Annotated in this window: 23 protein-coding genes; 7 read left to right on the top strand and 16 right to left on the bottom strand. The window is 39.4% G+C overall.

Annotated features, from left to right (window positions below; all coding sequences use genetic code 11):
* Positions 1-519 precede the first annotated feature (519 nt).
* Positions 520-2,262: a methyl-accepting chemotaxis protein gene (locus LS684_RS01235; RefSeq protein WP_233809188.1), complete on the top strand. Its 1,743-nt coding sequence runs from the start codon at positions 520-522 to the stop codon at positions 2,260-2,262.
* A gap of 45 nt (positions 2,263-2,307) precedes the next feature.
* Here LS684_RS01235 and cyoE read toward each other — a convergent pair whose 3' ends face one another.
* The 4 genes from cyoE to LS684_RS01215 all read right to left on the bottom strand — a co-directional run bounded on the left by cyoE (position 2,308) and on the right by LS684_RS01215 (position 4,669).
* Positions 2,308-3,228, bottom strand: coding sequence for a heme o synthase (gene cyoE, locus LS684_RS01230; RefSeq protein WP_233809186.1), 921 nt, complete (start codon positions 3,226-3,228; stop codon positions 2,308-2,310).
* 238 nt (positions 3,229-3,466) lie between these two features.
* On the bottom strand, positions 3,467-3,865 hold the full coding sequence (locus tag LS684_RS01225) for a VOC family protein (protein ID WP_233809184.1): 399 nt from the start codon (positions 3,863-3,865) through the stop codon (positions 3,467-3,469).
* Positions 3,866-3,885: 20 nt separating this feature from the next.
* Complete coding sequence (locus LS684_RS01220; protein ID WP_233809182.1) at positions 3,886-4,362, bottom strand: SRPBCC family protein; 477 nt, start codon at positions 4,360-4,362, stop codon at positions 3,886-3,888.
* Positions 4,334-4,669 carry an ArsR/SmtB family transcription factor gene (locus LS684_RS01215; RefSeq protein ID WP_233809180.1) on the bottom strand — a complete coding sequence of 112 codons (336 nt, stop codon included), beginning with the start codon at positions 4,667-4,669 and terminating at the stop codon, positions 4,334-4,336. Before LS684_RS01215 ends, LS684_RS01220 begins: the two co-directional genes overlap by 29 nt.
* A 126-nt stretch (positions 4,670-4,795) precedes the next feature.
* Between LS684_RS01215 and LS684_RS01210 the strand changes: the two genes are divergently transcribed.
* A complete protein-coding gene (locus LS684_RS01210; protein ID WP_233809178.1) occupies positions 4,796-5,776 on the top strand; it encodes an alpha/beta fold hydrolase in 981 nt (326 codons plus the stop codon).
* Positions 5,777-5,889: 113 nt separating this feature from the next.
* Here LS684_RS01210 and LS684_RS01205 read toward each other — a convergent pair whose 3' ends face one another.
* Complete coding sequence (locus LS684_RS01205) at positions 5,890-7,209, bottom strand: M48 family metallopeptidase (protein ID WP_233809176.1); 1,320 nt, start codon at positions 7,207-7,209, stop codon at positions 5,890-5,892.
* Between the two features lie 156 nt (positions 7,210-7,365).
* On the opposite strand from LS684_RS01205, the gene LS684_RS01200 reads away from it, so the two are divergent.
* Positions 7,366-7,746, top strand: a complete 381-nt coding sequence (locus LS684_RS01200) for a winged helix-turn-helix transcriptional regulator (protein ID WP_233809174.1) — start codon at positions 7,366-7,368, stop codon at positions 7,744-7,746.
* Between the two features lie 24 nt (positions 7,747-7,770).
* Here the strand turns inward: LS684_RS01200 and LS684_RS01195 are convergent, their stop codons facing one another.
* The 4 genes from LS684_RS01195 to yfcC form a co-directional block, all read right to left on the bottom strand.
* Positions 7,771-8,454, bottom strand: coding sequence for an NAD(P)H-dependent oxidoreductase (locus tag LS684_RS01195; protein ID WP_233809172.1), 684 nt, complete (start codon positions 8,452-8,454; stop codon positions 7,771-7,773).
* A 303-nt stretch (positions 8,455-8,757) separates the two neighbouring features.
* Positions 8,758-9,231 carry an NUDIX hydrolase gene (locus LS684_RS01190; protein WP_233809170.1) on the bottom strand — a complete coding sequence of 158 codons (474 nt, stop codon included), beginning with the start codon at positions 9,229-9,231 and terminating at the stop codon, positions 8,758-8,760.
* A 188-nt stretch (positions 9,232-9,419) separates the two neighbouring features.
* Positions 9,420-10,592 carry a beta-aspartyl-peptidase gene (gene iadA / locus LS684_RS01185; protein ID WP_233809169.1) on the bottom strand — a complete coding sequence of 391 codons (1,173 nt, stop codon included), beginning with the start codon at positions 10,590-10,592 and terminating at the stop codon, positions 9,420-9,422.
* A 106-nt stretch (positions 10,593-10,698) separates the two neighbouring features.
* Positions 10,699-12,201: a putative basic amino acid antiporter YfcC gene (gene yfcC / locus LS684_RS01180; RefSeq protein ID WP_233809168.1), complete on the bottom strand. Its 1,503-nt coding sequence runs from the start codon at positions 12,199-12,201 to the stop codon at positions 10,699-10,701.
* 247 nt (positions 12,202-12,448) lie between these two features.
* Between yfcC and LS684_RS01175 the strand changes: the two genes are divergently transcribed.
* Positions 12,449-14,455 carry a sigma-54 interaction domain-containing protein gene (locus tag LS684_RS01175; RefSeq protein WP_233809167.1) on the top strand — a complete coding sequence of 669 codons (2,007 nt, stop codon included), beginning with the start codon at positions 12,449-12,451 and terminating at the stop codon, positions 14,453-14,455.
* A 60-nt stretch (positions 14,456-14,515) separates the two neighbouring features.
* Here the strand turns inward: LS684_RS01175 and LS684_RS01170 are convergent, their stop codons facing one another.
* From LS684_RS01170 to LS684_RS01155, 4 genes are all read right to left on the bottom strand, one after another.
* Entirely contained in the window at positions 14,516-15,334 is an 819-nt protein-coding gene (locus tag LS684_RS01170; RefSeq protein ID WP_233809166.1) for an HD-GYP domain-containing protein, read from the bottom strand.
* A 132-nt stretch (positions 15,335-15,466) separates the two neighbouring features.
* On the bottom strand, positions 15,467-15,868 hold the full coding sequence (locus tag LS684_RS01165) for a hypothetical protein (RefSeq protein ID WP_233809165.1): 402 nt from the start codon (positions 15,866-15,868) through the stop codon (positions 15,467-15,469).
* 86 nt (positions 15,869-15,954) lie between these two features.
* Complete coding sequence (locus LS684_RS01160; RefSeq protein ID WP_489886018.1) at positions 15,955-17,052, bottom strand: CopD family protein; 1,098 nt, start codon at positions 17,050-17,052, stop codon at positions 15,955-15,957.
* Positions 17,052-17,636, bottom strand: a complete 585-nt coding sequence (locus LS684_RS01155; protein WP_233809163.1) for a copper resistance CopC family protein — start codon at positions 17,634-17,636, stop codon at positions 17,052-17,054. Before LS684_RS01155 ends, LS684_RS01160 begins: the two co-directional genes overlap by 1 nt.
* Before the next feature lie 211 nt (positions 17,637-17,847).
* Here LS684_RS01155 and LS684_RS01150 point away from each other — a divergent pair, with 211 nt between their 5' ends.
* The 3 genes from LS684_RS01150 to LS684_RS01140 all read left to right on the top strand — a co-directional run bounded on the left by LS684_RS01150 (position 17,848) and on the right by LS684_RS01140 (position 20,871).
* Positions 17,848-18,216: an ArsR/SmtB family transcription factor gene (locus LS684_RS01150; RefSeq protein ID WP_233809162.1), complete on the top strand. Its 369-nt coding sequence runs from the start codon at positions 17,848-17,850 to the stop codon at positions 18,214-18,216.
* Positions 18,209-20,332: a heavy metal translocating P-type ATPase gene (locus LS684_RS01145; RefSeq protein WP_267930350.1), complete on the top strand. Its 2,124-nt coding sequence runs from the start codon at positions 18,209-18,211 to the stop codon at positions 20,330-20,332. The genes LS684_RS01150 and LS684_RS01145 overlap by 8 nt, the downstream gene beginning before the upstream one ends.
* Positions 20,333-20,472: 140 nt before the next feature.
* A complete protein-coding gene (locus tag LS684_RS01140; protein WP_233809161.1) occupies positions 20,473-20,871 on the top strand; it encodes a nuclear transport factor 2 family protein in 399 nt (132 codons plus the stop codon).
* 142 nt (positions 20,872-21,013) lie between these two features.
* Here LS684_RS01140 and LS684_RS01135 read toward each other — a convergent pair whose 3' ends face one another.
* From LS684_RS01135 to LS684_RS01125, 3 genes are all read right to left on the bottom strand, one after another.
* Positions 21,014-21,700 (bottom strand): MBL fold metallo-hydrolase, encoded by a 687-nt coding sequence (locus LS684_RS01135; protein ID WP_233809160.1) that lies wholly within the window; start codon positions 21,698-21,700, stop codon positions 21,014-21,016.
* A 562-nt stretch (positions 21,701-22,262) separates the two neighbouring features.
* A complete protein-coding gene (locus LS684_RS01130; RefSeq protein WP_233811508.1) occupies positions 22,263-22,616 on the bottom strand; it encodes a DUF2200 domain-containing protein in 354 nt (117 codons plus the stop codon).
* Positions 22,617-23,154: 538 nt separating this feature from the next.
* Positions 23,155-24,324 (bottom strand): SidA/IucD/PvdA family monooxygenase, encoded by a 1,170-nt coding sequence (locus LS684_RS01125; RefSeq protein WP_233809159.1) that lies wholly within the window; start codon positions 24,322-24,324, stop codon positions 23,155-23,157.
* Positions 24,325-24,343 lie beyond the last annotated feature (19 nt).

The raw sequence follows: 24,343 nt of genomic DNA, 5'->3' as shown, positions 1-24,343 counted from the left end.
TTTCGCTCGCGTTCGACAAGCTTTCGCTCACTTTCGATACACTTTCGCTCGGTGAGGCTTTGTTTTCGCTCATCATGGGGGGCGACTGCCTTCTTTTGTTACGGTTTTTCCGAAAAATCCTTACTTTTGGTTTTTCTCCGGAGGTTTTATCGCTTTCTGACCTGACTGTGGTCGTCTACCTTGGTTTGCCCCTGTCCAACTTGTGAGCGATCGCTCCTTTTTTGAGCGTTCGCTCACACATCCTTAGATTTCGATCGCTTTTCTCATTTTTCGCTCGCGTTCGACAAGCTTTCGCTCACTTTCGATACACTTTCGCTCGGTGAGGCTTTGTTTTCGCTCATCATGGGGGGCGACTGCTCTCGACTAGTATTTTTAGTTCAAAATAACTAAAAATAATAGAATATTAACGTTCTGTTCATATCTTTTTAACTATATTAGTCCACAATAAAAGAGTTCAAATTACACAAAAGATAACTTACCACGTATAATGCACTTGAATAACGATAAGGGGGAACGATTTTGAAGCCAATCAATTTGACTGTCAAGAAAAAGCTATACATAGGGTTTATCACGTTATTAGTGGTGATGGGAATGATAGGGGCTATATCCATCACGAGCATGAACCAAATTAACGAAAAATCTACTGAAATTACAACTAGTTGGCTTCCCGGTGTGGAGAGCATTAACCAAATTAATTTTTTGACTGAAAATATTCTAGCACTTGAATATAAGTATGCACTTGAACCAAACAAACAAAATTTAAAGGCTCTTGAGGCAGAAATGGATGAAGTATTTCAGCAGATTGAAACCACTTTTAAAAAGTACGAAGCAACGATTTTCCTAGCAGAAGACCAAAAAACCTTCGATGAACTGAAGGAGAAGTGGGGGAAGTATACTGAATTACATGAAACATTTATTCAGATTGGTTCAAAGATGGATGTAGTGGAAGGAGCGGGTGTTGAGAATGGACGACAATTAGCCCAAACTTTCTACCAAGCCGAACAATTATTTTCTGATATGCAAACGAATTTAGACTTTTTAGTTACTCTAAATAGTGAAGGAGCAGCAAACGCAAGTGCTGAAGGGGATCAAATCTTTGCTCGTTCTTTCACTTTAATCCTAGTGATTTTTATTAGTGGAGTTGCACTTGGATTGGGTACCGCTTATATTGTCTCACTAAATATTTCTAAGCCGCTAAAGCTTGTAACCGCTAGTGTAAGAGAAGTAGCAGCTGGAAATTTAACGATTGATCCAATTAAGGTTAAAAATAAAGACGAAATTGGGGACTTAGCGGACTCCTTCAACCTTATGGCAAGTAATTTAGCTACTCTCATTCGAAGGGTCACACAAACATCTGAAACATTGGCTTCTTCTTCCGAGGAGCTCCTTGCAAGCTCAGAGCAAACTTCAAAGGCCACTGAACAAATTACAATTTCCATACAAGACGTGGCAAGTGGATCTGAAGTACAAATGAACAACTCCATTAATACGGAACAAGCAGTTAAAGAAATTGCTAGTGGAATGGAGCAAGTAGCTAACTCCATTCAATTGGTATCAGATTTAAGTATGAACACAAATGAAAAAGCAAGCTCGGGGTTACGAATAATTGAAGAAACCGTTACGCAGATGGGGCTTGTTCAAAGTAATGTTTCGCAAACAGCTTCTATCATTGAAGCATTAGGAAAAAGATCAAATGAGATTGGTAATATTATTGAAGTGATCTCAAACGTCTCGGACCAAACGAATTTGCTAGCCTTAAATGCAGCAATTGAAGCAGCCCGTGCAGGAGAACAAGGGAAGGGCTTTGCTGTGGTCGCTGATGAAGTGAGAAAACTTGCTGAAGAATCAAGTAAAGCAACAGAGAATATTCGCCAGATCATTCAACAGATTCAAAGCGAAATCTCCCAAGTTGTTGTGTCCATGAACGAGGGGACTACAACCGTGAATTCAGGTATTGATAAAGTCAACAAAACTGGAGAATCTTTTAAAGAAATTGCGGAAATGATTGAAGGAATCACCACTCAAGCTCAAGAAGTTTCAGCAATAGTTGAAGAAGTGAATGCGAGCAGTGAAGAGATGGTTCACATGATTTCTGATATTACTTCGATTTCAAAGGAATCCGCAGCAAATACACAGCAAGTAGCTGCTGCTGCTGAAGAACAAAATGCTTCAATGGAGGAAATTTCAGCATCCGCAAATACTCTTAGTCATTTAGCTGAAGATTTACAGAGTAACGTTTCCAAATTTAACATCATTCTTTAGCAAAAAGGAATGTTCCTATCCAGGGAACATTCCTTTTTCCATTTCTTATAAACCAAATAGGATTCCCATGACCGAATAAATGATAACGGTTGAGAACAGAATGGTCATATGAATGAGCGAATAAACAAACATTAATTTAGCCCATTTTTCAGAATCCATTCTCTTTAAGCCAACCACACTTAATACTAGCCAAATGATGCTTAAAAGCAGAGCAACAAGTGTGAGTCCTTTGCTTAATGACCAAAATAGAAAGCTAGTCGCAATGAGAATAACTAGATAGACATTCGTTTGTAGGTACGTTCTTTTAAACCCCTTTACGACTGGTAGCATCGGCACATTTGCCGCCTTATACTCATCATGCTTTCGAATTGCGATTGCATAAAAGTGTGGCATTTGCCAGATGACAGTGATGACGAATAGTCCAAGAATAGCTGGGTGTGAGATGTCTGGATATATGGCAGCCCATCCAATTAGAGGTGGCATCGCACCTGATATACTCCCAACTTCCGTATTATAAATCGTTCTTCTCTTTGTCCACATCGTATAAGGAACAACATAGAAAAACAATCCGAGAAACCCAAGTAGTCCTGCTAAGGGTGTTGTAAGAGATAGTGCGATAGTTCCGAAAACAGCCATAAAGATCCCAAGTAGCAAGGCATCTCTCGACTTAATTTCCCCTGTTACCGTTGGTCTATTTTGTGTCCGTATCATAATCGCATCTATATCACGGTCGTATAAATTATTAAAGACTCCTGCTGCTCCAATTACGAGAATGGAACCAATAAAGGCTAATATGATTTCCAGCCATTTATCTATTGGATTAATATCATACGTATATAAGGACAGTGTCAATCCCGCTAACATGGGGATAAGATTGGATTTTATTATTCCGGTTTTGATTGTTTGTGCTATGATCTCAGGCAAAGGCTGACGCCTAGCCACGATATTTTCTTTCTCTTGTATCATCAGTCTCTTCCCCTTTATCCCGAATGATTTTAAGGCATTCGAAAAATCCCTATAGTCAATAGTAGTACAAGTACGCCATACATTCTATACTATTTTAAAATAAGACCTAAGTAACTTGCCAATGTTTTTATTTTTCGCAGCCTTGTTCACTACATACTCTTCTCGGACGGAATAAATGATGGGACTTCAAACCAAAAAAGGATAGCCTATTCCGCTATCCCTTTTCGTTCCATATAGATTATGCTTGATGCTCAGTTGTAATTTGCCATGCCACTCCAAATCGGTCTTTGGTTCTTCCAAACATCTTCCCCCAGAACATTTTGTCAAAAGGCATTTGAACCTCTCCATCCTTTGACAATCCTTCGAACACTCTTCGTGCTTCTTCTTCAGATTTAAATTCTAATACAAGGTCCATTCCATTTCCGCGCTCAAGAGATTCCATGACTTGATCTGCCATAAAGAATGTTTGCTCCCCCACCTTTAATACAAGGTGCATTACTTTATCCTTTATGTCCTCACTTGCTTGTGGAGCATTTTCAAAGGTTTGAATGCTTAGAATTTCTCCATTCAATACCTCGGCATAAAATTCAGCCTGCTCCCTTGCGTTTTCACTAAAAATGTACGGATATAGCTTCATTATCATTCATCTCCTATTGGTTATTTACTAATTGCTTTGCCTATTTTCCCTGAAGCTGCGTTCTCAAGAACTTGTGGCAGTAAGCTGTTAAACATTTTCTTCCAACCACTCTTTAATATTCCTCGTAAAATATATCCTGATAACCAACCATGTGTTTGATCGAAGCCTTCATGAATAGCGGTAACCTTCGTACTGTTCTCACTTATAGAAAGAAGTTCGTACCGGACAAATGAGATGCTATGTGTAGGCATTCCCTGCCAGCTAAATTTCAAATGCGTGACTGGGTTTACTTCTAACACTTCACCATCTACATAGCCCCTCCACCCCTTCATTGGCTTCGATCGGAATTGAAATTTCTTTCCAACCACTGGCTCAAAATCAGTTTCCATGAACCACTGTGATAAAGCCTCTTTATTCGTTATGGCTTCCCACACTAACTCAATCGGATAAGGAAAATCTTTTGATACTTCAATCTGTTTCGTCTTTTTTGCTACCATGCTTTTCCTCCAAATAACTTTCTAAGCTATGTAATTGTTGATTCCAAAATTGCTCGTACTTTGAAAGCCATTCAAAAGGCTCAGCCAATGGTTCGGGTGTTAGAGAATATACTCGGTTTCTCCCTTGGCGATACTCCCTTACTAGCTTGGCTTTTTTTAATACATTTAAATGCTGAGACAAGACAGAGGGTGATGCATCAATCGGTAATTCCATCGCATTGCTGTCCCCATGAGCTAAATACTGTAGGATTTCACGACGATATGGATGGGCAATCGCAAAATAAACATTATCTTCTTGACTTTTCATAGGTTCATTATATTTTAGTAATATTTAATTTACAAGCTTTATTTTAGAAAGTTCTAAAATATTTTCCCGTGAATAAACTTCATGATTCATTTAAACTAAAGTAAGTACATAGAGGAGGCGGTCAGGTTGGCAATATTCTATTGGTCCTTAGCCTTGTTAGGATTACTCTTCATTTCATTTGTAGTTGATTATCAGCGGTTCCTCACCCAAAGAAGGAATGTTTCTCATCAATTCTTAACGGTTGATACAATATATGGAGAAGTTGAATATCTCGATTTGGGTCCAAAAAGCGGACCTGTTATTCTTTTTTCAACAGGGGGAGGTTCAGGGATTGATTCTGTCTATGCGTTTGATTGGTTAGTTAATCACGGCTTCCGCATAATTGCCGTTAACAGGCCTGGCTATTACAAGCTGCCAGTGGATGTAGTTGATTCTATAAAAGGGCATGCCCACATCTATCATGCAGTCATTCGTAAATTAGATATTCAAGAAGTTCATCTATTTGGCGTTTCTATGGGAGGGTTGGCAGCTCTTTATTATGCCCAGTTGTATCCTGTTAAATCGATGGTCTTATGGAGCGCGGTTACAGGAACTTATCATCCAAATCAGGATGCTACTGAATCCCTATTAGGAAAGTTATTTATGACTGATAAAGGAAAGGATTTCATTTCTTGGATGATGGACCGCTCAGCAAGGCTGTTTCCTAAAGCTACTGTCCGTGCCCTTTTGAAAGCTGAATCCAATCTAAGCAAAGAAGAAATGAAACAGGTGATCGATTCACTAATGGATGGTGAGGAAAAGAAACGGTTTATTCAATTTATTTCATCACTTGCACCTATGAGCCAGCTCTACACGGGAATGATGGATGAAGTGCAGAAATCAGCATCTGAACAACAGATCACATGGGAACAGCTTCGTATGCCTATATTAGCCATCCACTCTTCCGTTGATGAAGATGTTGGAATGGAGCATTTCCAGAGACTGAAAGATCATTTACCCCACGGAGAATATATGGTAGTAAGAGCTGGAGGTCATTTTGTTTGGTGGGGAGCGGAGGGGAAGGAGGTTATTAAGAGGACAGTAGCATTTTTCAAAAGGGCCTCTTAAGTATTTTAGACTTCACTCATTTACCGTTCTTGATGTTTGAATAAATAAGAGTACTAATCTTCAATCATAGAAAAAGGCATGAATGAGCTACACCCCCATTCATGCCATCTATCCTATTCTAATATCTCTCTAAGCTCTGCATCTCGATTCTCGATCGCATAGTCATATGCTGTATAGCCTTCAGAGTCTGCAATGGTTTTATCTGCTCCATTTTCTAGTAAGATATTGACCATTTCAACACCATACCCATTATAAACAGCATTCATTAAAGGAGTACTCCCCCAGCTGTCCTGTGTATTAACGTCAGCTCCATTTTGGAGAAGGAGCTCTACTGTTTCAACATCTCCCCAAATCACCGCATATTGAAGAGCAGTTGAACCCTCAAAATCTTTTTCTTCTAAGTCTGCCCCTTCATCTATCAGCTGTTCAAATAGCTCGTAATCCTCATCTAAATAAGCTTGTATTACCTCTGGGTATTCCAATAAGTCTTCTTCATAATCGTAATCGTCTTCCCCATAGAGGTATTCTTCATCCTCATAGAAAGCAGCATCTTCTATGAAGTTCGTAAATGCCATCATTCCTTTAAACAGTAAAAAACCAGTCAGGGATAACCCTAATATCATAAAAATAATGAAAACAATAATTCCGGTTTTCTTCTCCTTCACTAGAGCATGCTGTTCCGGGTACATCCAATGATCCAATGCATTCATTCGCTTCGGTAAATCTGGGTGAGTGGAAAGCAGTTCACTTAACCAAGCAAAGAAACCCGATTCCTCTGAAATTTGCTCAATGTAAGCTTCTTTACTCATACGGTTCGAAAGCTTTTTCCCAATTGCTAAAATAGATAGGGCCTCTTTCGATGTTGCTAAATTCCCAACATAATAAGCTGCATATCGATCACACGTATATTCACAAGCCCGCAAATAGGCTTCACCTAAAAATGGAATTAACATCGCTGGAAGCAGTAATAAATGGACTAAGACATGACGTCTCTTTAAATGAGCGAATTCATGAGCAAGTACAAATAGCAGCTCATTTTCCCGATGCTCCTCGAGCATATCAAACACTTCAGAATAGAGAACGACCATGTTCTTTCCAAAAAAACGACTTGCAAATGCATTTAAGACACCTGTAGATTCAATAACGTATATCGAGGGGACCTTCTCTAGCCCCATTTCATTCGATAGATTTGCCGCCTTTTCATAAAACTCAGGAAATTGCTTTTCACTCAGCTTAACCCCATTGCGGCGAATGGATGCCATTGATAATGCATGAAAGAAATAGGAAACTGCAATAAGCCCAAGAATAATGAAAATCCCTATTATCGAAAAAGCAAGAGCTATATAGGTGATGATACTCACTACTAGAGTAAGTCCAAAATAGATTTCTTCTTTCCGATGTACTAGCCGGTTCTTTAATTCACTTTCTACCAACACCATTTTCCTCCTTAAATACAGATATAACGATTATATGTGAAAGTAGAGTGTAACTCTATGTTAAATTTTTACTTATTTAACCAGTAGGCACAATTCAACATTAGTATTAAAATAGCACTAAGTATATTTTATATCCTGGAGGTCTGTTACTTCATGAACACGGAAAGTAAGCTTGCACAGACTACTAAACCCTTCTTAAAGCAATTCTCTTGTCCAGTTGAAGGAACAGTAGATGTCATCGGAGGAAAATGGAAAAGTGTAATTATCTATCATTTACTTGATGGAAAGAAGAGGTTTAATGAACTAAAAAAATTAAATAATGGGATTACGCAAAGAATGCTGACACTGCAACTTAGAGAGCTCGAAACGGATGGAATTGTTCATCGTGAAGTATATCCAGTTGTCCCACCAAAGGTAGAGTACTCCCTAACCGAATTCGGTCAATCATTAGAGCCACTCATTCTAATGATGAGGGAATGGGGATCCATTCATATGGAAAAGGTATTAAGCAATCGTGGAACTCAGGAAGAGTAGATAAGGAATGGCTAAAGGCCATTCCTATCGAATCCATTCCACAATATCACTCATTGGCTGTCTAGTTTTCCCATACTTCGGTTCTACTACGCGATAGCCAAATGCCACCATAACAGACAGCTCGAGATTGTCATCTTTCAAGATTCCTTCTTCTTTAAGAATTACTTCTAGTTTCTCCTTGTCAAAGCCTTCCATCGGGCAAGAATCAATGCCGATTTGAGCTGCACTCGTCATCATATTCCCTAAAGCTATATAAGATTGCTTTGTAGCCCAATCAAACACTGCACGCTCCGATTCTAATAGGTTGAAATCAGATTCTTGGAATTGTTTATAGAATTGATGTCTCATTTTTTGTCCTTCACTAGGTATTTGCATAATATCATCCATCATATACTTGATGTAGTCCGAATCATAATGCATATCCTTTACAGTTCGTGACAACACAAGAACAAAATGACTGGCTGTTTTTAATTGTCCTTGAGCTCCCCAAGCAGCGGGCATTAGCTTTTCTCGTAGCTCTTGGTTTTGCACGATAATAAATTTCCACGGCTCGTATCCGAATGAAGATGGAGATTGTCTTCCTGTTTCTAAAATAAATTCAAAATCACTGTCCGAAATCTTTTTAGTTGGATCAAATTCTTTTGTTGCGTGTCTAAATTGAAAAGCCTCTAATATCTCTTGTTTCTTTTCACCTAACTTGTTGTTCATCCTTTGTTTCCCCTTTCGAAGATGCTTTTTTTACAATGAGACTTGCTTCGATACCTTGATGTTGAAATTATGGATTTCAACATCACAATTGAATGGACCATCAGAAAACAGCCCAAAATATGGTTGTTTGAAGTATCTTTTTTGTAGAAGACAGAAGTTTTGTTGAGCATCCCTCTTTCCGTCAAATTCATCTTAAAACGAAAGAGTAATAATGAAAAGTACGCACATTTTTGTTGTATAGTATCAAAAAATATACTATTGGAACGAAAGAAAAACCTAGAGTCGTGTCCTCTAGGCTCTCACTTACTGTCTAAGAATGAGATGCTCTGTATACTTAGGTAGCTGCTCCAAGCGATTTTGTAAAAAGGTTGGCTGTATATTTAGATGCTTGACCTGCTCAATTGGTATCCATTGAAACAGAAATTCCTTCTGTTGATCTTGAATGACAAAAGGCGTTCCCCCTTTTTCAATGAATGAGCTTCCTTGTAAGGCTCCTTTGTAATATAAGCCGATTTCGTGAAATTGGTGTTTATCAAGAATAAAGAAATTTTCTACGATCCATAACAATGACTCTACATGTAGGACTGCACCTATCTCCTCTTTCAATTCTCTTCTCAAGGCTTCAGCACCACTCTCCATCATCTGTACACGTCCACCAGGAAGAAACCAGTAATCCTCCTCTTTCCCTCTATTTAGTAAAATGTGTCCTTCTTCTATACAAACGGCAGCCGCTCGATAATTAAAACACTGATTTCCCTTTACAAAAACAAGATCCAAGTACTCATCTCCTTGTATAATGGACAGAAGGAATTATCCTCTCCTGTTACATTCCCTTTTATTGTTAATCATACCACTAACTTTTCTGAAACAAGAAAAAATGCAAAGACTCCCTTGGCACTTGCCCAAGAGAGTCTTCTCTAATATCCTCTTTTGACGTATAGACAGTGTGATCAGCATGCTACACCTTATTCAAACGTTCCTTTCACAATTGCTGCTCCGTTTTCAACCATTTTGGTACCTAGTGCAAAAACAGTTTGTACAGAAAGAGTAGCTTGATCCAGTAGAACGAGGTCCGCGTCTTTGCCTTCGGCGATCGTCCCCTTTTGCTGTAGCTTAAGGATGGAGGCTGGGTTTTTTGTAATCACGGAAATGGCATCCTCTATTGAAACCCCTTCATGTACTATTGCGTCTCGTACTTCTTGATAGAGTGTTGCTACTTTACCTAGCTGAAGACCAATTAGTTCTCCCTCTGCATTGAAATCAGGAAGGCTTGCTTGTCCGTCAGATGTAAAGGTAATTTGAGAGATAGAAACACCTTCGTCAAGCATGATTTTAAGTCCCTTGCTGCATTTTACTTCCCCTTCTTCTAGAAATTTAGGGATCGAGCTAGTGGTAAAATCGACAAATCCGCCTTTTTTAGCATAGCGTATGCCTTCTTGAAACAGATGAGGGTTCCGATTAATATGTGTTGGGTAGAACTGTTTAATTGGTATGTCCGTAGTTTCTACTACTTCTTCAAGGAGTTTCAAGTGGTCATAGCTGTCACCTACATGAACATTTACGATTCCCGCTTTTCCAGAAAGCATGCCCCCTACTCGAGCAGCAGAAGCAATTTTGGCCATTTCTTCTACTGTCGGTTGTGACGATCGGTGGTCAGCGATGGCTATTTCCCCCACCCCAATAATCTTATCGATTAAGATTAAATCATCTTCTATTTTACCTGTTAGCGTCCTTACAGGAACTTGATAAGAACCTGTGTGAATATAGCAAGTTAGTCCTTCTTCCTCTAGTGCGCGAGCTTTTGCGACTAGATTGGTCATTGTTCTCGTAGTACCGTCTGTTCCAATGACTCCCACTAACGTTGTAATCCCTGACAAGGTTGCATCTGTCAGCTGGATTTCCGGGGTACGCGTTTTATAGCTACCTTCCCCGCCGCCGCCAATAATATGAACATGTGAATCAATGAAGCCTGGAACAGCTATTTTCCCTTCTGCATCGACCACTTCCACATCTACAAAATCAGTTGGTATGTCAATGTAATCCTTGATATAACCGATTTTGTTATGTACGAGTAATAGATCTTTTTTGCCTAGATGTTGCGGAGCATATACTTCAGCATTTTTGATTAGTGTTAACAAGATAAATCCCCTTTCTGCTAGTCTATTGATGATTTCAGCAAGTTCTCGAATAGGGAAATCCTCTCTTCTCTCCTATTCGAGAACACTCTTTTAGTTAAAGAGGTTGTTAGAAGCCGATTAGGACAGCGCCAATAACAAAGATTGAAGATACAGCTACAAGAATCAATAGAAACTTGAAGATGAATTTAGCCCATGTACCCCAATCAAGTCTAGCTGCACCAAGCGTTCCAAGTAATGCAGCAGAGGTAGGTACAAAGATATTCGTCAAGCCGTCTCCAAGCTGGAAAGCAAGTACTGCAACCTGTCTCGACACGCCAGCGATATCTGCAAGCGGTGCCATTAATGGCATCGTTAACGCCGCCTGACCGGATCCTGAAACAACAAAGAAATTGAATACGGACTGGAACAAATACATAAACCACGCAGAGATTGCCGCCGGGAAATCCCCTACCACTTGGCCAGCTCCATAAAGAATGGTATTTAACACCGATGGGGCATCCGGGCTATCTCCACCAAGAATAATGACAATCCCTTTTGCCATTCCCACCACCAATGCTGCTGGAAGAAGATCTTTTGCACCATTGATAAACCCTTCTGCAATATCGTCCATCTTCATATTATTTAACTTAAACACAACTGCAATTAATCCTGCTACTAATCCAATGGTAAAGAATTGTGAAGCGATTTCTGGAATATAATACGCGTGCTCCACAACCCCCCATACAATCCAGGCTATTCCAGCTGCAATTGTCAGTAGAACAAGACCATGACCAAGGGTAAATTTGACTTTAATCTTCTCTATTTTCATATCATTCCTAAAATAGTGGTCAGATTCATAGCTAAGGGATTTAAGCGGATCTTTCTTTATACTAGCAGCATAGCGCCACGTATATATGATACCAATTAGTGTGAATACAGCCCACATTCCCATACGAAAAGGAGTGCCTGATAAGACAGGTACACCTGAAACCCCCTGCGCAATCGCTACGCCAAACGGATTCATCCATGATGTAGCAAATCCAATTTGTGTAGCAACATACGTAATCATTACACCTGTAATAGCATCATAGCCCAACGCAACCATTAAAGGAACGAGAATCATTGCAAAAGCAATCGCTTCTTCGCCCATTCCAAAAACGGCTCCGCCTAAAGAGAATAAGAAAAACATAATCGGTACTATGAGAATTTCTCTTCCCTTCGTTCGATCTATTACACTTAAAATTCCCTCTTCAATTGCACGAGTCTTCATGATAATTCCAAAAGCTCCACCTATAATTAGAATAAATGCTACGACTCCCACTGCAGAGCCCCATTTATCACCAGAGACAAGCCCTTCAAATACATAATTTAAAAATCCTGCTCCACCTCCAGGCTCAAAGAGGCTTGTTCCTTCTCGAAGAGGATTCCCCTCTTCATCCTTCACCATCTCAAAACTATCTGGAATTAACACGGTCTTTGTTGATTCTGCCCCATTTTGAGTATAAGTTACCTCTTCTGTCTGAAATTGCCCGACAGGAACTAAGTAGGTTACGAGAGCTGCAAGAACGACTACAAAGAACACAATGACAAATGTATGTGGTACTTTCCACACTTTATTCTTTTCCTTCATCCTTTTTCCTCCTTTTTTAATTTGGGCTGTCTTCTATAATTTTCGATTTCCAACTACTTTTCCAGCTACTTATCATTCCCATTTCATCTTTCTCCTAGAAAACAGCCTTTTTATCTACTTTTTCTTAATGCAATTTTCATGCCACATTAAAAATTCAGAAAATAAGGAAAAATTTAGTTTAATGGTTTGTTAACGGGTGTTTTTACTGTTACAATTATACCCATTAAAACCCAAAAAGGTGGTACTCATGAAAAAGGAATTCGTTTTGCTAGCTGGTACAAAGGAAACTTGTAAGGCATTGGCAGAGCAACTAAGGAGCATGCTCGGACCATTTGTACGAATAAAGGCGTATGCCTCTGAGGAAACTCTTCCTTCTTTAATCGAACATTCACTCGTTGTGTACTCCTCTTATCTGATTCATGAAGAAGTAAAGCATATCATTGCTCCAACATGCACGGTGATTGTGGCACATCGTACAATCAATACCCAATATGTTGATTCACTCCTCGAACTACCTAAAGGCACAAATGTTCTTTTAGTAAATGATTTTCCAGAAAGTGCAAAGGATTCAATTGACACACTAAATAGACTGGGGATTAATCATCTCCATTATTCCCCTTATTCACCAGGTACTGAACTGCCAAGCGATATAGATATTGCTGTTTCTCCAGGGGAAGTAGAGCTGATTCCATCCTCCATCCCAACCAAACTAAACCTTGGTGTCCGTTTAATTGATATACATACGATTATGGATATCGTTCATTATTTTAAGCTTCCAGAAGAGGTCAGTATTAACATAACAGATAATTACACAGGTCGAATAATTGACCTTAGTAAAAAGCTGTCCGTACTCAAGCAGGAAGCAGTGAAATTAAACCACTATTTGAAAAGAATCGTGGATGGAGTAAATGATGGAATTCTAGCATACGATGCTTTTGGAACGATATCCGTTTTTAATGAAACACTGAAGAAAATGACTGGAATTTCACCAGATTATGCGCTTAATAAAAATGTAAACCAGGTCTTTAAGAATATCGAGCTCCTTCAATTTTTACTAAAAGGAAAGTCAGATGAGCCTGAGGCGTTCACTGTTAGACAAACGAATGTAATGGTTCATCGTTTTTCGATAAAGAGCGAAAACACAACTTTGGCTACCTTCAAGGATATGGATGAAACCATAGAAATGGAGAAGCGGATGAAACAGGAATGGCAAAGGAAGGGATATGTTTCAAAATATACTTTTCAAAGTGTCCTAGGGGAAAGTCCTATTCTAAAAGAGACCGTCCGTGTTGCCAAAAAGCTTGCAAGCACAGAGCTCCCAATCTTAATCCAAGGAGAAAGTGGCACTGGAAAAGAATTGTTCGCAGGCGCCATCCATACTGAATCCACTAGAAGAAATGCTCCTTTCCTTGGCCTTAACTGTAATGCGCTTTCTGAAGAATTGCTAGAGAGCGAATTATTTGGATACGAAGAAGGGGCATTTACAGGTGCTAGAAAAGGCGGGAAGAAAGGGGTTTTTGAACAAGCTGATGGAGGAACTCTTTTTCTCGATGAAATTGGCGATATCAGCATGAAATTACAAGCGCGCCTTCTAAGGGTGCTAGAAGAATCCGAGATTCGCAGAATTGGCGGGAATCAAAATATTCCCGTTAATGTACGGATTGTTGCTGCTACAAACCGAAACCTAAAAGAAATGATAGCAGATGGACGTTTTCGTGAAGATCTCTTTCACCGCTTAAAAGTCCTTTCCCTATCCTTACCTTCCCTAAGACAAAGAAAAGAAGATATCCCAAGCTTGATACAAGCTTTTATCCATCAAAGTCACAAGCCAACCGCTACGATAGACCAAGGTACGATAGAAAGGATGACGAGGATGGAATGGAAGGGAAACATAAGAGAGTTGCGGAATACGGTACAGTATATGGTAACTGTCTCTGATGGGAGCATCATCACTTCCGTTGATCTTCCTCCAGACTTGGATGAACAAGTCCAAAGCTTGCCCCTACTATTAGAATACAGCAAGAATAAACCTGAGCATCTACTGTTATTAAAGAGGATTGCGGAGCTAAATGACAAAGGAATCCCTGCAAGCAGGAAAAAACTTTCCGCCATGACACTAGAAACCTCCACTCCACTGACAGAACAACAGGTCAGGCTCAGACTCAAGGAGCTGGAGAAGCAAGGGTATGTCCTCATTCATAAAGGGAGGACAGGTACCCTCCTTACAGAAAAGGGTGCTGGATTACTGTATTAACAGAAATAGCTGATTCCATTAAGGGCAACCCCTCTCAGAATCAGCTATTCCTTTTTTACTTCATTTATTAAATAGACTAATAAAAACATCTGCAATTTCCGGATCAAACTGACGGCCTTTGTTATTCTTGATTTCTTCTAAAGTATGTTCTATCGATAATTTATCTCTGTAGATTCGTTTCGATGTCATTGCATCATATGTATCTGCAATGGCAATGATCCTTGCAGATAAAGGGATCCTCTCTCCACACAGCCCTTTGGGATACCCTTTGCCATCGTATCGTTCGTGATGATATAATACACTATCTAACACGCTGTTATTAGAAAAAACTTTAATATGCTTGATGATATTATATCCAATGAGGGTATGCTGCTTGATTTGTTCATATTCACTCGCATCTAATTTCTCTGTTTTTAATAAGATCTTTTCTCGAATGCCTATTTTCCCTATATCGTGTAAGAGAGCACCAATTCGAATCTCTTCGCATTGTTTTGCAGACAGTCCCATTTTCTTTCCCATTTCAACTGAAAGTCTCGATACATTCTTAGAATGGTCGAGCGTATATGGATCTCGAGAATCCAGTGCATTTGCCAGAGCCACGACCAAATCTAAATTGCTAAGCAGTGCCTTTCGGTAGTGCCTCATTAACCATACAGATAAAAACAAGATGAGCTGATAAACAAATAAATGCACGAAAAATTCAGTAAAGGATAGCGAAGCATCAGATAATAAATATAGTCTTAGCAAAACAATGATCGTCGCCCCAATTATAAGCAACCAAATGGGAAGTTGATAAAAACCTATCCCCCAAAAGATAACAATCAGAATGAAAAAAATAAAGAATGAATCATTTTTTGAAAAGAACAGATTGATAGTCATACTTCCTACCAACAGAAAAATAAAAAGACATCTCGAAAGAACGATGTGTTTTTCCATAAATTCCAACAACCTTTTCTCGATAAGAACTCCATACTATTTTATTATGTTCTCCCATCCCTAAGGAACTATCCTCTACTGTTTATCAAATAATAATCCCGCTATATATTCCTTTAATTCCATTTTAACTTCTTCAAATGGTTCATCTACTAACTCTCCGACTACTTTGCCACCTGGAATTTTTATTGAAATAGGAATCCCCCATAGTGTATGTCCACAATTCCATATTTTTATCAAATGCAGGTCAAGTAGTTCTCCACTTTTATCAGTAAACCCTATAGAGATAGACGAGCAATACCCGGGAAGGAAAGGATCTTCCCCTTCTATATCAACTCCCCCACAAACCACCATATTTCTTTTCCTAAAAGTGGGCTGATATTCAACAATCACTTTTTCAATAAATTCGTTAAGCTCTATTTCTAGGGATTTGATTCTGTTCTTGAGCTCTAGTGTGAAATCCTTCTGTTGATATTCCATCGTAAGCCCCTTTCTATAGATATTACTCATATTATACTCTGATAAAAAGGCCCCCTTATCCAAAGGGAGCCTTTCTCATTCCGATATTATTGAAGGCTTAGCACGAGCCCTAAATACCCTGTTAAAACAAATAAAAGAATCATTAAATACGTAACGGCAACTGATGCTCTTTTAACAAATGATAGTAAGATCGAAACTAAACAAACCAATGACAGTCCGAAAAATGATAGGCTGATGCTATTTATCGCAAACTGGACGGAAAGCTCTGGAACGATGCTTCCTCGATAGATCAATGAAAACAGTTTGGTAGCGCCCTCCGATTTAATTGTGACGGCTAGATCGTGCGGAGGTGATTGTTGTCCAAGGGCTGCTGTAATAGAGAAAATCAAGAGAATGACGATACTTTCCGCTTGAGCCCAAGGCTTTGGATTGTAGCTTGAGTCCTTCACTAATCTCTTTTGGATTAGAAAGCTATTGATAAATGCATAAGCCATTAATGGAATAATTAATATATGCTTGAATAAGAGTGTTTGTCCATATGAAATGCTCCAAGTGTTTGGATATTCGTTAAAGTCGACAACCAGCGACATAAGGACGAGCCCTGTTAAAACAGTTACACCAAAGGAGACAATAGCTACTGGACGAAACCACTGAAGAAACAGAAGCCAGTTGGAATAGGTACGCGAAAACCAGCTGACCATTAGTAAGACACCTACCCAAACAGTGACAGCGGTAAAGTGTGCTGTATGAGCCATCAAGCCTTTCCATTGATCCAGTGAACTCGCATGACTAGACCACCCAAGAGCTACTATTAACATAAATGTGATGAATATACCGAACCAAGCATATAAAGGCTTTCTACGATAATCAACCCAAACGAGATAGATAAACAAGAAGGTAGCGACTATATACGTGAACAACCAAGATTTTCCCACTTCAAACGTAAAAAGAACGGATTGAAGGGTAGGTAATAAGCCCCTATCTTGATAAAAATAGTGAACAACTGAGGCCAACGGAACAAAGGAAAAAACAGCTATTCCTCCTGTTGCAACCATCATCCATCCCTTTGAAGCCTGTATGTCTGGCTTATGAGATATGGGCACCAAGCTTAATAGAAAGGCACCCATTAGTATGGAAAAGCATAAATAAAGAAAAGTTTCGCTGATAATAGAGAGCAGAAACATCATTCACTCTTCTTTTTAAAGATGATAAAGAACATGCCAGTCAGAATGAGCCCAATGATCACTAACATAATAATCAATATGGAAAACGGCATAGAGCTCTGCTCCGTATCAGATGCTTCTTCGGAAAATGAGGAGGACGAGCTAGTACTTTCTTCCATTTCTTTCTCTTCTTCTGTTGCTGCCGATTCATCCGTAGGATCAATTTCTTGTTCTTCCGTCGACTCTTCAGCTTCCTCTATATCAACAACGAAAGAAAACGTTCCATCAATCAAGTGTCCATCTGCACCAATAATGCTCCATTGTACGGTATATTCTCCGTTATCTAATGCCCGTTGAACACTACCTTTCATTTGGTTATCATTCAGCGCAATATCCCCTATTGGTACCTTAACTCCACTAGGGTCTACGAGTTCAAAGGTACTTCCCTGCTCAATTTTCGTTTCAAAAGTGAATGTCATTTCTTTAACTGGTTCTGTTAGAACATCACCGTCGTTAGGATTAGAGGATTCCAACCCTGTATGAGCAAATGCGGTGTTCGCAAGTCCAAACAGAAACAGGCATAAGACGAGAATTTTTTTAAACATATTCAACCTCCATATAGTAATAACCGCTTTCTATTTTAGCAGAGAGATGTCATTTAACAACGAATATGTGATTGCGATTTGTGACATTTCAGCAAACTATTCCTAAATCTTGCCTATTTTATGACTTTTTAAAACTCTTGTTTGACCAAACCGCTCGGGTTCGCATATACTAATAATCAAATAGACGTTTGAATGTTAAGGAGGAATTTCTTTGAAGCCTAAAGATGTATGCGAAACGGCTTGTGTAGACGAACCAAAAGTGAAACGGGTAAAAGAGGAGATTTCTCAACAAAATACATTAGAAGTATCGAAGATATTCAAAGCTTTGTCAGACGACACGCGCATTAAAGTAGCTTATTCATTAAGTGTAGAAGATGAATTATGTGTATGTGATGTAGCGAATATTGTAGGCTGTTCAACCGCCACGGCGTCACATCACTTAAGACTACTTCGAAATATGGGATTAGCCAAATATCGAAAAGAAGGAAAGTTGGTATATTACTCTTTAGATGATGATCATGTAAGACAGCTCATTCAGATTGCCTTTGAGCATCAAAAGGAGGTGGCTGCTCGTGGATAGAGCATTGGTACAAGAAAAAAATGTATACCGTGTTCAAGGATTTTCCTGAGCTAGCTGTGCGAATAAGTTCGAAAAGAACGTAAAACACCTGGATGGTGTTTCAGATGCTAGTGTCAATTTCGGTGCAGCAAAAATTACGGTTTATGGAGATGCATCCATAAAGGAGCTTGAAAAAGCGGGTGCATTTGAAAACTTAACAATTATTCCTGAGAAAGAACGATTTGAAAAAGTGAAGAATCCATTTTGGAAGGAGCACTCTAGTGTAATTGCTTCTTTTGCATTTTTACTTATTGGGTGGGTATCCGGGTTTTTATATGGAGAAGAAAATAGTGCATCCATTTTGGCATATGCAGCTGCTATCTTAATCGGTGGATACCGCTTGTTCCTAACGGGTATTCAAAACCTCGTACGACTTCAGTTTGACATGAAGACCTTAATGACAATTGCCGTTATTGGTGCTGCTTTTATAGGAGAATGGGGGGAAGGAGCAACTGTTGTCATCCTCTTTGCCATAAGTGAAGCGCTAGAAACATACTCGATGGATAAAGCACGGCAATCGATTCAGTCACTGATGGATATTGCTCCGAAAGAAGCGCTGATTCGCCGTAGCGGGCAAGAAATGGTGATTCACGTTGATGAGGTCCAGGTCGGTGACATTATGATCGTTAAGCCTGGCCAAAAAATCGCCATGGATGGTGTCATTACAAAAGGACACTCAGCTATCAATCAAGCTGCTATCACAGGTGAGTCTGTACCTGTTTCAAAGACAATCGATGACGAGGTGTTTGCTGGAACGCTTAATGAACAAGGGCTTCTAGAAATAAAAGTGACCAAACATGTGAATGACACCACGATCGCGAAGATCATTCACCTGGTAGAAGAAGCACAGGCAGAACGCGCACCCTCCCAAGCGTTTGTTGACAAATTCGCGAAATACTATACCCCAGTCATTATGTTAGTGGCTCTAGGAGTAGCAGTTGTTCCTCCACTGTTTGGTGCAGATTGGAATACATGGATCTACCAAGGATTAGCCGTATTAGTAGTTGGATGTCCTTGCGCGCTCGTTGTATCAACACCCGTCGCAATTGTGACAGCGATCGGAAATGCTGCCAAGAATGGTGTATTAATAAAAGGCGGTATTTATCTCGAAGAAATGGGTTCAGTTCAGGCGATAGCCTTTGATAAAACAGGTACCTTAACTAAGGGTGTCCCGGTTGTCACAGACTTTGTCTCAAAGGTCGATCATTCGAGTGATCTATTCACAATCATTGCCGCTTTAGAAAATGGGTCTCAGCATCCACTCGCTTCGGCCATTATGAAGAAAGCAGAAGCTGAACAATTAGCCTATCAGCTGGTAGATATAGAAGACTTTTCTTCGATTACTGGAAAAGGGATTAAAGGGATGGTGAACGGCGAGAACTACTTTGTTGGTAGCCCTACTCTCTTTGAGGAAATCCTTACAGATGGAATACAGACTGATATAAAGAAGAACATTGAAGACTTACAAAGCCAAGGAAAAACGGTGATGGTGGCGGGAACAGAAAAGAACATACTTGCTTTAGTAGCTGTTGCCGATGAAGTAAGAGAAAACAGCCAACTCGTCATTGAAAAGCTCCATGCGTTAGGAATTGAGAAAACCATCATGCTCACTGGAGACAATGCAAGAACCGCTCTGGCAATCGGAAAACAAGTCGGCGTATCTGATATACAAGCGGATCTATTGCCACAAGATAAGCTCAGCTATATGAAAGAGCTCCGGAGTACTTACGGCCGTGTATCCATGGTCGGCGACGGAGTTAACGATGCACCTGCCCTAGCTGCTTCTACCGTAGGTGTTGCAATGGGAGGAGCAGGTACCGATACCGCTCTAGAAACGGCAGACGTAGCTTTAATGGCCGATGATCTAGGAAAGCTTCCTTTCACGGTTAAGCTAAGCAGAAAAGCATTAACGATCATTAAGCAGAATATTACCTTCTCTTTAGGAATTAAATTACTCGCATTATTGCTCGTCATTCCAGGCTGGCTCACACTCTGGATCGCCATATTCGCAGACATGGGAGCAACCCTGTTAGTAACCTTAAATAGCTTGCGACTCCTTCGAGTGAAGGATGAGTAAGGAATAAAGCTTCCCCCTTTGCGGGAAGCTTTTTTTATTGAAGATTAGGAGGTGAGTAAGGTTCACAACAATTTATATAAAGGACTTTCTTTAAAAAGCTCGAAATAGTATTCAACCCCATACTAGAAAGGATGAGCTAATTGAGCCTAGAACATAAGGAAGTAGAAGCTTTCTCCATCAAGGAAATTGCTGTGTCGTTCCTTCAACTTGTAGCAAGCGGGAATGTTCGACAAGCGTACTCCAGTCATGTGTCTCCAGACTTTTGTCATCACAATCCCTATTTTCGTGGAGATAAAGATTCACTTATGATTGCAATGGAAGAAGATGCAGCTTCGAACCCTAAGAAGGAGCTTGAGATTAAACGTGTTCTTCAAGATGGAGATCAAGTGGTCGTTCATTCTCATGTGAAACAAACCCCTGAAGACCTCGGCTGGGCTATTGTTCATATATACCAATTCCATAAAAATCGCATAGTTGAATTGTGGGATATCGCTCAGCCAATACCTGAGAATTCCCCTAACGAGAATGGGGTATTTTAAATTCGCCAATAGAAACCCTTTGAAGTATGGTTAGGTGAAGAAACCGATGTACAGCTTACTTTAGACTCCTTCAAGTAACCGATCGCATAAAAAAAGCTTCCAAGCAAAAAGGAAGTTTTTTTATTTTCAATAGTTGACCATCTTAGCTATTGAACGTCCCACCATGATAGCAATAGTACGTTGTAGCCTTTAGCGCTCTTAGGTTTTCCAATGATTGTTCAGCCTTCTCCAAATCTAAACAAAAATGCGGGTTTGCAACCTCTAACTGACGATGTTCACAGATCGCTGCATCTCCAGTAATGACACTCTTTAATGCTGGGAAGTATAACGAAATATGTCCTGATGTATGCCCTGGAGTTGCGATGATCTTGCATTGATTCTGCAAGATCAAGTCTCCATCAGAAACTTTCTCATCTATCTCTACAGTCTTCAAGGTCGTTAATTGCTGAATAAACCAGTGGCCAAACTCTTTCTCTCCTTCCGGCATTGTTTCCAGCATGGCTTCTGCTTGCATTAATCGTTCAGACTTACGTTCCCCACGAATAGAGGGAGCTTCAATTCCACTTGCTATTAAACGAACTGAAGGATATTTTTCTTTAAAATCATACAAAGAGCCAATATGATCATCATCAAAGTGAGTGATGATGATATTCTTTAGGTTCTCTAACTCAAACCCATGTCTGACGATTTCGCTTTCAATAAGCGGCATGAAATTTGGATAGCCTGTATCGACTAAAGTCAATTCGCTCCCCATCACTATTAAGCTAGGGTAGATTCGATTCGTTTGCTCGTTAAACTCAAATTCTATTGGTAATTCTATAATCCTCATAACTCTCCCCCTCTATATTTTCAGTGGAAAAAACAAAATGAATCCCTTTAAATAGGTGAACTATTACTCAACATGGGTTGGTTCATGGTAACATAATTGTAAAATAAAGGTTTATCCATTGACCGCGTTTTTCTACCAGTAGATTAATAACAGGAGGAACGCCAGGAACTAGTGATGAAGGATGTCTTCATTTACTGATACGTTTTCTTTTTTCAAAGTGAACAATCCGAACTGGGAAGTTCAATCGGATTGTATCGTAAAATGTCTAACAACTTCTGAATAGATTTTAAAGGAGGAAATTAATCTGAAGAAAACTCTAAAAATCTTTCTATTCATCCTGTCAACCTATGCCATTCTGCTTAGTATCTATAGCTTCCATCATCCTGATGGAAGCTATACTAATCTATTATTATTCCTTTTATCTTTTATTCTTGTGTTTACGGTCTTCATACATTATCTTGACAAGCGATTATAAAACCTAGCGGGTAAAACGTAAAACGCTTGAAAGAATCAACCCAATCACCGATTCTTATTTTGATGGAATCGGTGATTGGGTTGCAACTTATGATTTCCGCAAAATCTTTTCCATAGCCTTTCCCTTAGCTAACTCATCAATTAGCTTATCCAGATAACGAATTTCACGCATCGTCGGCTCTTCTATGTTCTCTACGCGAACACCACAAACCACACCTTTAATCAATGAACGTGAGGAATTCATTTCAGAAGCTTCAGCAAAGAACGTCTCGAAATCTGTCTTTTTTTCCAATTGCGCTTCTAACTCATCCTGACTGTACCCTGTTAGCCAGCAAATGATTTCATCGACCTCTGCCTTCGTCCGTCCTTTTTTCTCTGCTTTTGCAACATAATGTGGATACACGCTCGCAAAACTCATTGTATAAATCCGGTGCTTCTCCATCATAACCCCTCCATCCTCTTATTTTCTTTAGTATAACATGGAAACAATTGGCTCAAACGTTGCGGGGATAAATAAGATGAGCTTAGCTATTATCGGGAAGAAGGAATGCTGGAATAGGAGGTAAGGTAGTGGATACTCTAGTTAGAGCTTCTAGAATTCAAGAACGTTCCATGGTCTCGTCATATTCTACATGGTTTGAATAACGAAACTCCCTTTTGTTGAAGACTTGAATTCAAGGTAAACAAAATAAAAATAACCAATTCAAGTAAATACGCAGGCCCTGCTCGGCGATCCATAAATATTTAGACGTCGTACCTCTCTAGAGAATGTAATGCCTTTCTAAAGAAGTACTTTCAACTGAGCAATGCTCGCTAACATGTGAGAAAACGTTCATTTTGAGGTCTTTGATATTACGCGCTTCCGAATTAGCTGCCATTCGTATGAATGCTTAATAAAGTCCACAACAAACTACATATAACGAAGAAAATACGGTTTTCATAAAAACGTAAAAATGGATCAAATCACCCAATCATTGCTATTATTCACTATAATTTACGATTCGTTCTGCCGCCTTCCTTGCTCCGGAAATATTCCTTGCTGTCGGTCCTATTTCAAGTTCCGCTAATGGTCCGGATACATATAAATGGGGACACCATTCTAATCCTTGATTGACAATGGGGTATCCACAAGTAGCACACGCCAAATTTTCTTTCTGAATCAACTGTTTTAACCAGCCTTTTTCCGGAAGCTTGGACTCAAATCCAGTGGCTAAGATGATGTGCTTGAAAGCAAAATCTCCCGAACCGCCTTTAAGGTTTATACTAATTTCATGATTATGTTTGTTTGCCGCTTCAACCTCATCAAAAACTAAACGTAATGCTCCTTGTTTCTCCAATCTTATTAACTTCTGATAGATATCATTAGGAATTGATCCCTTGTGACGCGCATTCGTAATTTCTTCTCTACGCATTTTATAATCTTCTATCTCAGAAAAGAATTTCATGTTTTTCGGACCTAGCCAACCTGGATCACTATCAAAACCATGTACACGAAACCGATGACGTGAAAGTAATGTAACTTTACCTGGAAACAATCCGCAAAGCTTAATTACCGTATGAGCGGCTGTTATTCCTCCTCCGACAACTAAAATAGGGGGGGTTAAGTCATTTAGGTTCGTTAGCTCTTCGCTAAAGATATGTGAGATGTGACTTGCTGATTCCTCGCCTAAGTCGTTAACCCATTTCGGAATATGTAGATCCTCATTCACACTAATGGAAATGACTAGATTATTTGATAAAACAGACTGGCCTTTATCCGTTTCAATCTTCCATTTTCCTTCTTCTTTATTTACATGGATGACTCTCCCTTGTTCCCAGCAATCTTTAAGGTGAACATTCGTAATAATGGAATCGCAATGTTCATTAAATAAAGCAAGAGAAGGCCTCTTATACTGACCATAAAATTCTGTATGATTGATTAGTTTCCTAAAGTTTTGAAGACTAAATGCATTCACATCTATATGATGTACAGAAGGGGAACGTAAATATTCCATACCTATTCTACTCGTGAGTTTCTTCCACTTTTCCATTGGTTCCTTATGCGAATCGATAATTAACAAATCATCAATTGTCGTTTTTCCGCTTTTGATTAAATAGTTAGCAATCGTACAGCCATGAATTCCGCCACCGATAATGACCCATTCAAACACTTTTGATTTCACCTTCTTA

The organism is Cytobacillus spongiae (genome assembly GCF_021390075.1).
This window is presented reverse-complemented; position numbering and strand designations above follow the sequence as displayed.